Here is a 12,665-nt window from a genome sequence, read left to right as displayed (position 1 = left end):
TATAAGTACTTAAAACTATACGCGATTTTATACCGAACCCGCTAGTATTAAAGGCAATATAGTTTTATAAAGTGAAAAATCACATCGTGCGTCGAATTAACGTAACGCTCGATAATTTAAGCAAGCGCCAACAACTAAGCATACCAATAGTACCAACAAAAAAAGCGCCAGCGCCAATACCCACTAACCAGTATTGAAAATGAAAACTACCCGTCATGTTAAATACTTGGCTTTGCAAAATATAAACCGCTATTTCCATACCAATACTTGCCATTAAACCTGCAATTGCGCCTAATGCGACAAATTCATACAAAACACTATTACGCAATAAACTGCCTTTAGCGCCAAGGGTTCTTAATATTGCCAGTTCGCGTTCACGTTCTTCCATACTGGCTTGCACTTGTGCAATTAACACTAAGCTACCGGCCAAAACGACTAGAATTAATATCAGTTGGATAGCGACAGTGACTTGCTCAATAATACTATTGAGTTGCGCCATAATAGCGGCAAAATCCATCACAGTAATCGTTGGAAAGTTTGCCAAAAAGCGGTACACAAGATCACGGTCTTTATCTAAAATTGACCAAGCAGAAATTGATGTTGTTGGAAAGTTCTCGAGCACACTTTCATTAAACACCATGATGAAATTTAACTGACGGCTTTGCCAATTAACCTTACGAATACTGGTTACTGGCACCGTAAATTCATCAGAGCCTAGGGTAAAGGTTAATTCATCACCTAAGTTAATTTCTAAGCGTTCGGCTATATTACTTTCAACGGAGACTTGGGGCTTTTCATCACCTACTTGCCACCATTGACCCGAAATAATGTCATTTTCCTCGGGTATTTCATCGCGCCAAGTTAAACCAAGCTCACGCCCCATGCCTTGTCTACTTTCTTGCTGCTTCGGTTTATCAGATTTTTGTTTCTTATCGCTAACCGCTTTTTCATTATTTAGCGCTTGTCTTTCTTCTTTATCTTCATCAACAGTTTTTATACCGTTAATCGCTGACAAACGTCCGCGGTAAACGTGGTAGAACCCTTGGTTAGCGATATTGTTATCTTCAACAAAGGCTTTTAAAGGATCTATTTGATTTTGCGTAATATTGATTAAATAATGATTCGGCGTATCTTCAGGAAATTGCTGTTCCCATTCTGATAATATTGAGCTTTTCATTACCGTTATCAATAACAACAGCTTTATTGCGATAGTAAAGCTGACTAGCTGTACACTGTTTTCGCTGGCTCGACGCTTTAAGTTTGCTAATGCTAAATGCCAAGACTTTCCAGCTTTAGTGCCAACACTGCGCCCTGCACTCATTAATCCACGGCCAAATAACAATAGAATGAACGAGACAACAACACCACCTAATAACAAGGCAGCACTCATCACTATATCTTGGCTGAAAATAAACAGTAATATAAATAAGGCTAATAAAGGTGGTAACTGATGCCAGCCAAAACGTGCAACTTTGTCTTGGCTAAAACCACGAATAACATTTAATGGAGAGCTTTTTACTAGGCTCATAATCGGATGAATAGCAAACGCAATAGCACACAATAATCCGGTAAATATCGCGGTTAAAAAGGGTTCAAAGGTTACCGGTGAATCTGCTAACGATAAATAGCTCGCAATGGCATTAACGCCAAGCAACATCAAACCATAGCCAACCAATAAACCTGTTGCGATACTTAAACAACTGAGTAAAGTCCAGTGCAAACAATAGAGCTTTCTGACATGAGAAATTGACGCACCCAAGGCTTTAAAAATTGAAACGGTTGACTGATGGCGCTGTCCATAACGACGACTAGCGACCGCAACAGCGACCGCGGCTAATACAATACCTAACATGCTGGCCAGTGAAAGAAACTTCTCTGCGGTGTCTAGTATTCTTGATAAACGATTTTGTGCCGCCTTAGCGTCATACCAACGTTGAGATTCATTAATTTGTGGCTTTATCCAAGCTTCAAATGTTTCAATAGCATCGGTTTCACCGGCAAACAAATATTTATATGTTATCCTACTTCCTGGCTGAATTAGCTCAGTTTTTGGCATGTCGGCAATATTTAAGATTACCGTTGGACCTGCAATAAATGCACGATATGAACGATCGGGTATGTCAGTAACGATACCGGCAATGATCAGTGGCGCAACACCTATTTCAATGACGTCGCCAATATTTACATCCAAACGACTTAATACACTTGGCTCAACCCAAACGCTACCGGGTTCGGGAGCATTTACAATCTTACTTTCAACTTGTGTTAGCGAAGTTTTAATACGCAATTCGCCGCGTAATGGATAACTATCAGATACCGCATCAAGCTCGCTCAGTAACATATTGTCGCCAGCAAATGCCATTGACTCAGTTTCAATTTTTCGAGCAGATTTTAACGCAAGTGATTGGCTTTTCTCTATAATACTCAGATCAACTTCTGACGACATACGCAGAACACGATCGGCGCCTATGGTATTGGTACTATTTGAGACAATGGCGTGTTTAATTTGGCCAGAAAAACCGGTGAGTGAAAATACAGTAGCAACGGCAAGCACAATAGCGAGAAATATAATCGTTAACTCACCACGGCGTAGCTCATGATGCAACAAGCGTAACGATTGAGAGAGCCACATGGTTGAGGCTGTAGATTTAGCACTACTCATGACTAACCTTCTTGCGAAACTGAAATTTTCGTTTCAATCTCGATTTCATTTATATTGTTGCTGATCGTTTGGCTTTTGTCTGAAGCTTCAAATGTTGGTTCAGTTAAAACACCACTGTCCATTTCAACTTGTCGCTGACATCTTGCTGCTAACTTAGCATCATGAGTTACCAGTACTAATGTCGTACCTTCTTTAGCGTTGAGATCAAAGATTAGATCAGTAATATGTTTCCCTGTTTTACTGTCAAGATTGCCCGTAGGTTCATCCGCAAATAAAATATCAGGCTTAGCAATAAAAGCGCGAGCAATGGCAACGCGCTGTTGTTCGCCACCAGAAAGCTGAGATGGGTAATGATCAAGCCTGTCTGCCAAACCTACTTGTGCCAGTAAAGCTTCACCCCGTGCTTGGGCGTCAGGCATGTTAGCCAATTCAGCAGGTAACATGACATTTTCCAATGCCGTTAAACTATTAATTAATAAAAACTGTTGAAAAATAAAGCCAACATGTTGTGCTCTAACTTGACTACGCTGCTCTTCATTAAACTGGTGTAATGGCTGGTTTTTAAGATACACTTGTCCGGTACTTGGTAAATCTAATCCAGCTAAAATTGATAATAACGTCGTTTTACCTGAACCAGATGAACCAACAATGGCAATTGACTCGCCCGCCGCTACGGTTAAATTGAGCGGTTGAAGTAAAACTAAGGTTTTATCTTCAACTTGTACTGATTTAGTTAGGTCTTTAACGCTTAGAATACTCTCGGAATTTACATGCATGAAAAATTATCCACTTTATATATTATTTATTAGCTTATTTTTTATCACTACAACGAACGTGACTGCACAAGACAAACAGACCAATACGGTTGATAACAGCATTAGTATCACACCAGTCAGCAATATTTTACTCTTAGGTGATAGTATCAGCGCTAGTTATGGGATGAAACCCACACAAGGCTGGGTACATTTACTCAATAACAAACTTAGTGAGCAAAACCAACCTTACACAATAATAAATGCCAGTGTTAGTGGTGAAACGACGAGTGGCGGATTATCTCGGCTAGCAGGCATTTTATCGAATACAAAAGTTGACCATTTACTGATTGAGCTGGGTGGAAACGATGGTTTAAGAGGCTATTCGCCAAAGCTAATAAAAAATAATTTGTTACAAATGGTTAAAATTGCACAAGATAAAAATATAAAAGTCTCAATGATCAAGATTAAAATCACGCCTAATTACGGCCCAAGATACAATAAAATGTTCGAGCAAGTTTTTGAAGATGTAGCAAAAGAAAGCAATATAACTTTATTACCTTTTTTCATGGAAGCTGTTGCCACCGACAAATCGCTTATGCAAGCTGACGGAATTCATCCAAACGCAGAGGCTCAACCAATTATCGCAGACTATGTTGAGTTACAACTTAACAACTTAATGACTACGGAGCCGTAATTAACCATGGAATTTATTTGGATTGGTTTTGCCTTTATTTGTGGGTTATTAACAAAATTGGTGGCTTTACCGCCGTCAATTGGTTATTTGGCCGCAGGGTTCATTTTACTATTTCTCGGTTACGAAGCAGATAGCATGATCCATGTTTTGGCTGACATTGGTATCACCTTGATGCTTTTTACCATTGGGTTAAAACTGAATGTAAAAGATTTACTCAAAGCTGAAGTTTGGTTGGGTAGCTTAAGCCACAGTGTTATATGGTTACTTTTTGGCCTTGTTATCTTCAAAGGCATCGCATTAATTACTATTCCATTTGTCAGTGATTTAAGCATCACCACATCAGCATTAATCGTATTTGCGCTAAGTTTTAGTAGTACAGTTTGTGTTGTAAAGCTGATGGAAGAGCACGGCGAAATGCGAACACGCCATGGTAAACTCGCCATTGGCATATTGGTTATGCAAGACGTTATCGCCGTTATATTTTTAGTCATAGCTACTGGTAAAGTACCTACCCCTTGGGCTGGCTTATTATTACTTTTTATTCCTTTAAAGCCTATGATTAGTAAAGCTATTAATAAAGCAGGTCATGGTGAGTTAATCCCATTAATGGGGTTTTTTATTGCCTTTGGCGCATACGAGTTATTCGAACTAGTGCATATTAAAGGTGATTTAGGTGCACTCTTAGCTGGTATGTACTTAGCCTCTCATAGCAAAGCGAGTGAAATAACAAAATCTTTATTGAGCTTTAAAGACTTATTTTTGATTGGATTTTTCTTATCCATTGGCTTTACCGCCCTGCCCACTTTAGAAATGCTAGTTATAGCCTCAGTACTTACTTTGTTACTGCCACTTAAGTTTATGTTGTTTTTCTTTATTTTAGTTAAGCTTAAACTTCGTGGAAGAACCGCATTTTTATCCGCCTTAGCCTTAAGTAACTTTAGTGAGTTTGGGTTAATTATTGCTGCATTAAGCACGAAAGAAGGATGGCTGTCTTCTGAGTGGTTGGTCATATTATCATTAGCGGTTGCCCTATCATTTATCATCACGAATGTGCTTTATAACTTTGCCCATGACTACTTTGCAAATCATAAAGAAAAATTTAAACGTTTTGAAAGTCAAAATCGTTTAACAGAAGACAGTTTTGTTCAGCCTTGTGATGCCCCTATTGTTGTAATTGGTATGGGTCGTGTTGGTATCGGTGCTTATAATGCATTGAATGCTCAGGTGGGAGAACAAGTTTGGGGTTTAGACACTGATAAAGCCAAAGTAGAATGGTTAAATGAACAAGGTATTCAAACCTACTTTGGTGATGCTGAAGATGCTGACTTTTGGGAAAGTATAGATCTTAGTAAAATCGAACTCACGCTATTAGCCTTGCCGTCAGTACTCGACATGAAAAATATAACGAGACAAATAAGGCGTACTAATTACCAAGGTAAAATAGCCGCTATTGCTCGTTATGATGATGAACATGTAACGTTAGAAAGCTTCGGTGTAGATAAAGTGTTTAACTTCTATAACGAAGCTGGTGTGGGTTTTGCTGAAGAAAGCATGAGCTTATTGAAGAAGGTATAAACATTCAATATCTGCGGTAATTGCGGGGAATACATATAATTGGGCAGTATAGCTGCTTGCGGTTAATCTCAATTACATTGGTTATTCCCTGCCATTTTCTTCAACTTCCCTTGTGAATAATATTCTTATTTTGGACAAGGAAGAAAGCGCGAGTAAGCAGGCATATGTCGTAATTAACAGCTTGTTTTGATAACGAGTCGAGTAAGCGTTCAATTAACTTAACTTAAACCAAGTTGATTAAATAACGATGATTTATTAACGATAAACAATGACAAGATCAACGATTAACCTTCCTCATAAAACTCTTCATGTACTTAGCACTTAAATCGTAGTACCAGCACCTGTAAGTTCAATGTTCAATAAATTTCAGGCATAAAAAAACCGACATAAGTCGGTTTTTTTATTTCACTTTTAAGCACTGCTTAAATTACTAAAAGTAAAATAATAAGTGGCATCCCTAAGGGGATTCGAACCCCTGTTACCGCCGTGAAAGGGCGGTGTCCTAGGCCTCTAGACGATAGGGACACTAAAACAATATGAATATAGTTAATTAACTACTTCATGTTTTGTATCTAATTGCTAAATATTATAAATAACATTTATCAATCTAAGTTAATGGTGGCATCCCTAAGGGATTCGAACCCCTGTTACCGCCGTGAAAGGGCGGTGTCCTAGGCCTCTAGACGATAGGGACACATTAATACCAATAGAAAACTGAACACATTGTTATCGTAAAAAGCTCTAGCCTAGTGAACTTATAATAACATTGTATATTCTATAGTATGTGTCAAAAAACACTTACCAATAAACTTATCTAACTAAAAAACGAGTGGCATCCCTAAGGGGATTCGAACCCCTGTTACCGCCGTGAAAGGGCGGTGTCCTAGGCCTCTAGACGATAGGGACACATTATAAACTCAAAATACTTAGCATAATAAAATCGTAAAAAGCTCTAGCCTAGTGAACTTATGATTTACATTATATATTTCTTGTTTGTGTCATAAAACACGAACTCATTTTCATTTTACTTCCGAAGAAGCTTCCGAAGAAGTGGCATCCCTAAGGGGATTCGAACCCCTGTTACCGCCGTGAAAGGGCGGTGTCCTAGGCCTCTAGACGATAGGGACACTAAAACGATAAACATCACTATAAAGTGTTGTTTTAGCTACCCGATTTACCGTGCTAAATTAGCTTGGTTTATCCAGTTGCTATTATCTTTTTAACTATCTTTCACTCATGATATCAACACGAGTGAATAATATTGGTGGAGCTATGCGGGATCGAACCGCAGACCTCTTCACTGCCAGCGAAGCGCTCTCCCAGCTGAGCTATAGCCCCACATAGAAATAAAATAAGTGGCCTAATACTTACCTTAATCCTCTCCCAACAAATAATCGAGTTACTCGTTGAAAGCGAGGCGCATTCTAAGCAGCGACCAAGATACTGTCAACCCTTATTTTAGATATTAGGCCATTTTTTTGAAAGATTTTAGTTAACTGATTACTTATAGTACAAGTTGTTTAAATTTTATCTTATTACCGTAAATGTTCAGTTAAAAACGTATGGTCAATCACAGTTAAAACAATCAGGAATAATGCGGATTAAAATTACCGTTTCATTATTGCCTATACCTTAGTCTAAGATTATGTAGTTATTGTTGTTTAATCCGCTTACGTCACCATAAACTGTAGACAGTTACTTTATTTATTAATAATAAAACGGTATGGTTGAGATTCAATTGAAAAAACTAATAGTTATATGCAGCTAAAAGAGCTCAATGTTGTTGCCATTGGTGGTGGTCACGGTCTAGGACGTGTACTTTCTACCCTCTCCTTTTTAGGCAACCAACTTACTGGTATTGTTACCACAACAGATAATGGTGGTTCTACGGGGCGTTTAAGAAAACGAAGTAGTTCAATTGCTTGGGGTGACTTACGAAATTGTCTTACACAGCTAGTAGATGATAAATCAGTCGGTAGTCAACTATTCGACTTTCGCTTCGATGGCGAAGATGAGCTTGGTGGTCATAACCTTGGTAATTTGATTTTATACGGACTCGGAGAAATACATTCTCGCCCGCTTGATTCAATAAAACTTGTTCGTCGCTTATTACGAGTTAAAACGCCAGTATTACCTATGTCTGAAACGCCAACCGATTTAATGGCTTTTTACCCTGAAGGCCTGTGCCGTGTTGGTGAGATATCTGTTGATAAAATGTCGATGATGCCAAAAAGCTTAATGTTAGCGCCTTTGGTCAAAACATTGCCAAGTTGCGTAGAGGCCATTTTAAAAGCCGATTTAATTATTTTAGGTCCTGGTAGCTTCTTAACAAGTGTTGTTCCTCCTTTGCTTGTGCGTGATATTAGCAATGCGTTGAACCAAACTAACGCTCATCGTGTGTTTATTGATAATATAGTGGCTGAAGATAGCCCCGCGGCTGCATTAACGTTGGATGAAAAATTAGCTTGGATTGAAGAAAACGTAGGATGCTTGCCAATTGATAGCGCAATTTGCCATGACTCAAGCGTTACTTCTTCGCGTATCGATATTTGTCATCATGAATTACACAGTGATACCGTTAAGCATTATCACAGTCGTGATAAATTAATTGCCGCTTTAAATATTTGCATTTCAAAAGCGAGTAACCACATTAAAATAGCCCAATCAGCGGCCGTTCATGCTGACTAAGTTTTACTTTAGCATGAACTAAAAACCAAAAAGCCAACGATTATATCGTTGGCTTTTTGTTAATATCACTTTTATTTGCTAATCGTGATTTTCATCTTGGCTTATGCGACTCGCAACTGCGCCCATTTGGCCTTTATACTTAGCGTCTTCACGCTTATTGTAAGGACGTGCGGCACTTGACGACATAGTTTCAAAGTTTAGCGCAGCAATTTTCATTTTTGGACGTAATGCCAATGGTAATTTGCCGCTATTATAAAACTCTAAAACTATTTGTCCTGACCAACCGGGGTCAATTCTATGTGCGGTAACGTGCACCATTAAACCTAAACGCGCTAACGAAGAACGACCATCTAACCAACCCACGATATTATCGGGTAAGGTAACTGACTCATACGTTACCGCTAGTGCTAATTCACCAGGATGAAGAAAAAAAGCTTCACCGTCAGGGATATAAATTTCATCACTCATGACAGAGTTCATGGCTTTTTGCATTTCGACTTTAGGGCCGCTTAAGTCGATATAAGGTGCGGTATGATCTTGAAATACACGAAACTCATTACCTAAGCGAATATCAACACTTACCCTGATATCATACTACTGTCAGGCTCGGGTGAAATTGCTATCTGCCCTTTGCGAAGGCATTCTTCTATATCTATGTCACTTAATCTCATGATTATTCTTCTTAGGCTCAGTTGTTATTGCACTTAAACTCATGGCTGAAATAATTGTCACTGTATTGACCAAAAACTTTAGGGTGTTTTTCGCCTTAACTTTATAATGGCACTAAACTATTTTAGTTATTTAAGCACCAATTCAGCCGTTGTAGGGCTGCGCATATCTAGCTGGTAATATAATTGTGCTGCTACATTACGCGCTATAGTACGATACAGCAGCGCAACTTCTCCAGTGCTATTTTCATTAATTGCTAAACTTCCGCTATCTGCATCTTCTCGAATACGAATATCCAAGGGTAATTGTCCAAGTAATTGGGTATTTGCGTCTTTAGCTATTCGTGTACCACCGCCTTCACCAAACAAATGCGAATGATGTCCACAATTTTCACACTGGTGATAACTCATATTTTCAATAATACCCAGTACTGGCAGTTTAACTTGTTCAAACATAGCCATGCCTTTAATGGCATCGATTAAGGCAATATCTTGTGGTGTGGTGATCACTACTGCGCCTGCAACGGGAACTTGCTGAGCTAAAGTTAACTGAATGTCGCCCGTACCTGGTGGCATATCAATAATTAAGTAATCTAATTCTGGCCAGTCTGTTTCATTGAGTAATTGTGAAAATGCACGACTTGCCATAGGTCCACGCCAAACGGTTGCATCAGCATCATCAACTAAAAAGCCAATCGACATGGCACTTAAACCATTTGCTTCAAGTGGCGTGATCAATTTGCCATCATTGGAGCTTGGTTTTGCACCTTTTAAACCCAGCATAGTAGGTACTGATGGGCCATAAATATCAGCATCTAATATGCCAACATTACAACCTTCGGCAATTAAGCCATAGGCTAGATTAACTGCTGTAGTAGATTTACCAACGCCACCTTTACCTGAAGCTACTGCAATAATATTTTTTATGCCCTTAATATTATGCTGCCTTACAGCTTTTATATTATATTCAACTTCAAAATTTACTGGTTGCTGCATTACTTCTGATAACTGCTCAGCAATATCATGCAAATGCCCGTCACAGGGAAACGGAAGTACCATTTTGATCTGTATTATTTTTTTTGCCATGCGCATCGTTAACGATTGTGCAATAACTTGTATCCCTTGAGGGAATATATCGGAGCGATAAGCATCTAAAAAAGCATTAATAGCTTTTTGACTATCGGCACTGACTTCATTTTTAGAAAAGAAATTTGATAACATGATTTAAACGCGCTTTTATCTCGGCTTTATTGACATAAAGACGATAATTCTTAATGAAAAGTAACAACAAATTCTGTACCATTCCCTACATAATTACCACCAATAATATGTAAACTTTATATGTCTTTATCAAAGTCTTCTGTGCAATCTGCAGATAAGCGTAAAATTTTAGTTACTTGTGCCCTTCCTTATGCCAACGGTTCTATTCATTTAGGCCATTTATTAGAGCATATTCAAACTGATATTTGGGTTCGTTTCCAACGTATGCGTGGTCATGAAACTTATTTTGTTTGTGCCGATGATGCACATGGCACACCTATCATGCTTAAAGCACAAGAGCTTGGCATAACACCAGAAGAAATGATCAAAGGTGTGCGTGAAGAGCGTATTAAAGAATTTAGTGACTTCCACATTAGCTTTGATAATTACCACACAACGCATAGCGATGAGAACAAAGAGTACTCTGAAAGAATTTACAACAGTTTGTATGCGAAAGGTCATATTAAAACCCGCACTATTTCTCAGTTATATGACCCTGAAAAAGGCATGTTCTTAGCTGACCGATTTGTAAAAGGTACTTGTCCGAAGTGTAAAAGTGAAGACGAAAATGGTGATAGCTGTGACAACTGTGGTGCAACTTATTCACCAACAGAAGTACTTAATCCACGTTCAGCTATTTCTGGTGCTACACCCGTATTAAAAGATTCTGAGCATTACTTCTTTGACTTACCTGCTTTTGAATCTATGTTAGCAGACTGGATACGCAGTGGCACATTGCAAGAAGAAGTTGCGAATAAACTTACTGAATGGTTCGAACAAGGTTTAAAACAGTGGGATATTAGCCGTGACGCACCTTATTTTGGTTTTGAAATACCGAATGCGCCAGGTAAATTTTTCTATGTTTGGCTAGACGCGCCTATTGGCTACATGGGCAGTTTTAAAAACCTATGTGATAGAGACTCAAGTATCGATTTTGACAGCTTCTGGAATAAAAATTCAGACGCTGAGTTATATCACTTTATCGGTAAGGACATAATTAACTTTCACAGCCTATTTTGGCCAGCCATGTTAGAAGGCGCTGGTTTCCGCAAACCTACGGCTGTTTTCGCTCATGGCTTTGTTACCGTGAACGGTGAAAAAATGTCTAAATCTAAAGGCACGTTTGTGAAAGCAAGTACCTATTTAGCGCATTTAAACCCAGAATATTTACGTTACTACTACGCCACTAAATTAACCCACAAAATTGATGATTTAGATTTAAATCTTGAAGATTTCGTACAGCGTGTTAATTCTGACTTAGTCGGTAAAGTGGTTAATATCGCTTCTCGTTGTGCAAGTTTTATCACTAAACGCTTTGACGGCATGCTTTCAACAAATATTGACAACCAAGCCCTAGCGGATGAAGTGATGGCTGCAGGCGATAGCATTGCTGCTCATTACGAAGCACGTGATTTCGGTCGCGGTATGCGCGAAATAATGGCACTTGCTGATAAAGTAAATGAATACATCGCGATTAAAGAACCATGGCAGTTAGTTAAAGACGAAACCAAACAACAAGAAGTACAAGATATCTGTTCATTGGGTATCAATATGTTCCGTACCTTGATGATTTACTTAAAACCTGTACTACCCGTTTTAGCTGACAGCACCGCTGAATTTTTAAATGACGAATTAGTATGGGAAGGTCACAAAACCTTACTAACCGATCATAAAATCAATAAATTTAAAGCATTATTACAACGTGTTGATATGGATAAAGTCAATGCGATGACTGACGCTTCAAAAGAGAATTTATTGGTAAAAGCAGATGACGAAAAACCAGCTAAAGCAAAGAAGAAAGCTAAGCCTGAAAAAGTTATTGATAACTCAGAAGCACTGGCCGATCCATTAGCTGCCGATCCTATTTCAGAAGAAATACAATTTGATGACTTTGCTAAAATAGATTTGCGTATTGTGAAAATTGTTAACGCTGAACATGTAGAAAAAGCAGATAAGTTACTACGATTAACCTTAGCGTTAGATGACAACGAAAATGGTGAAACGCGCCAAGTATTTGCCGGAATAAAATCTGCGTATCAACCTGAAGATTTAATTGGTAAGCACACGGTGATGGTGGCGAATTTAGCCCCTAGAAAAATGCGTTTTGGTATGTCAGAAGGTATGGTTTTAGCCGCAGGTCCTGGCGGTAAAGACTTGTGGATACTTAATCCAGATGATGGCGCACAAGCAGGTATGCGTGTTAAATAAGTATTTATGTAAAGTAACGTACTAAAGACTCAAGTTAAGGCAAACCTTCATCATTATTAGGGTTTGCCTTTTTAATATTACATGTCGTAACTCATTAACTTGCTTTACTTTTATTAACTCGCTTTATTATTGTATGTGAAATAATAAGGCATCAA

At 38.6% G+C, this 12,665-nt stretch carries 7 protein-coding genes, 5 tRNA genes and 1 pseudogene; 4 read left to right on the top strand and 9 right to left on the bottom strand.

Going from position 1 to position 12,665, the window contains the following annotated elements; genetic code table 11:
* Positions 1-79: 79 nt before the first annotated feature.
* Both DBO93_RS05980 and DBO93_RS05975 read right to left on the bottom strand, forming a co-directional pair.
* Complete coding sequence (locus DBO93_RS05980) at positions 80-2,662, bottom strand: FtsX-like permease family protein (RefSeq protein ID WP_239059127.1); 2,583 nt, start codon at positions 2,660-2,662, stop codon at positions 80-82.
* A 2-nt stretch (positions 2,663-2,664) separates the two neighbouring features.
* Positions 2,665-3,438: an ABC transporter ATP-binding protein gene (locus DBO93_RS05975; protein ID WP_108455505.1), complete on the bottom strand. Its 774-nt coding sequence runs from the start codon at positions 3,436-3,438 to the stop codon at positions 2,665-2,667.
* Between DBO93_RS05975 and DBO93_RS05970 the strand changes: the two genes are divergently transcribed.
* Entirely contained in the window at positions 3,437-4,111 is a 675-nt protein-coding gene (locus tag DBO93_RS05970) for an arylesterase (protein ID WP_108455504.1), read from the top strand. The two genes, DBO93_RS05975 and DBO93_RS05970, sit on opposite strands and share 2 nt — an antisense overlap.
* Positions 4,112-4,117: 6 nt before the next feature.
* Positions 4,118-5,686, top strand: a complete 1,569-nt coding sequence (locus DBO93_RS05965) for a cation:proton antiporter family protein (protein WP_108455503.1) — start codon at positions 4,118-4,120, stop codon at positions 5,684-5,686.
* A 449-nt stretch (positions 5,687-6,135) separates the two neighbouring features.
* On the opposite strand, the gene DBO93_RS05960 is transcribed toward DBO93_RS05965, so the two are convergent.
* The 5 genes from DBO93_RS05960 to DBO93_RS05940 form a co-directional block, all read right to left on the bottom strand.
* Positions 6,136-6,211: transfer RNA gene (locus DBO93_RS05960), tRNA-Glu, on the bottom strand.
* A 94-nt stretch (positions 6,212-6,305) separates the two neighbouring features.
* Positions 6,306-6,380: transfer RNA gene (locus DBO93_RS05955), tRNA-Glu, on the bottom strand.
* 136 nt (positions 6,381-6,516) lie between these two features.
* Positions 6,517-6,592 (bottom strand) — tRNA-Glu (locus DBO93_RS05950).
* Positions 6,593-6,737: 145 nt separating this feature from the next.
* Positions 6,738-6,813, bottom strand: a tRNA-Glu gene (locus DBO93_RS05945).
* Between the two features lie 135 nt (positions 6,814-6,948).
* Positions 6,949-7,024: transfer RNA gene (locus DBO93_RS05940), tRNA-Ala, on the bottom strand.
* 420 nt (positions 7,025-7,444) lie between these two features.
* On the opposite strand from DBO93_RS05940, the gene yvcK reads away from it, so the two are divergent.
* Positions 7,445-8,374: a uridine diphosphate-N-acetylglucosamine-binding protein YvcK gene (gene yvcK, locus DBO93_RS05935; protein WP_108455502.1), complete on the top strand. Its 930-nt coding sequence runs from the start codon at positions 7,445-7,447 to the stop codon at positions 8,372-8,374.
* Positions 8,375-8,452: 78 nt separating this feature from the next.
* On the opposite strand, the pseudogene dcd reads toward yvcK, so the two are convergent.
* Both dcd and apbC read right to left on the bottom strand, forming a co-directional pair.
* Positions 8,453-9,045, bottom strand: a pseudogene (dcd, locus tag DBO93_RS05930) (dCTP deaminase).
* Positions 9,046-9,171: 126 nt separating this feature from the next.
* Entirely contained in the window at positions 9,172-10,263 is a 1,092-nt protein-coding gene (gene apbC / locus DBO93_RS05925) for an iron-sulfur cluster carrier protein ApbC (protein WP_108455501.1), read from the bottom strand.
* Positions 10,264-10,383: 120 nt separating this feature from the next.
* Here apbC and metG point away from each other — a divergent pair, with 120 nt between their 5' ends.
* Positions 10,384-12,510: a methionine--tRNA ligase gene (gene metG / locus DBO93_RS05920; protein WP_108455500.1), complete on the top strand. Its 2,127-nt coding sequence runs from the start codon at positions 10,384-10,386 to the stop codon at positions 12,508-12,510.
* The last annotated feature ends 155 nt before the right edge of the window (positions 12,511-12,665 follow it).

This window comes from Colwellia sp. Arc7-D, assembly GCF_003061515.1.
Classification (GTDB): domain Bacteria; phylum Pseudomonadota; class Gammaproteobacteria; order Enterobacterales; family Alteromonadaceae; genus Cognaticolwellia.
The sequence above is the reverse complement of the archived record's forward strand: the minus strand, read 5'-3'. Positions and strand labels throughout refer to the sequence as shown.

Excerpts from the sequence above, each read along its gene's own strand:
- DBO93_RS05980 (WP_239059127.1), bottom strand. The coding sequence starts at position 2,662 with ATGAGTAGTGCTAAATCTACAGCCTCAACCATGTGGCTCTCTCAATCG.
- DBO93_RS05970 (WP_108455504.1), top strand. The coding sequence starts at position 3,437 with ATGAAAAATTATCCACTTTATATATTATTTATTAGCTTATTTTTTATC.
- DBO93_RS05975 (WP_108455505.1), bottom strand. The coding sequence starts at position 3,438 with ATGCATGTAAATTCCGAGAGTATTCTAAGCGTTAAAGACCTAACTAAA.
- DBO93_RS05965 (WP_108455503.1), top strand. The coding sequence starts at position 4,118 with ATGGAATTTATTTGGATTGGTTTTGCCTTTATTTGTGGGTTATTAACA.
- yvcK (WP_108455502.1), top strand. The coding sequence starts at position 7,445 with ATGCAGCTAAAAGAGCTCAATGTTGTTGCCATTGGTGGTGGTCACGGT.
- apbC (WP_108455501.1), bottom strand. The coding sequence starts at position 10,263 with ATGTTATCAAATTTCTTTTCTAAAAATGAAGTCAGTGCCGATAGTCAA.
- metG (WP_108455500.1), top strand. The coding sequence starts at position 10,384 with ATGTCTTTATCAAAGTCTTCTGTGCAATCTGCAGATAAGCGTAAAATT.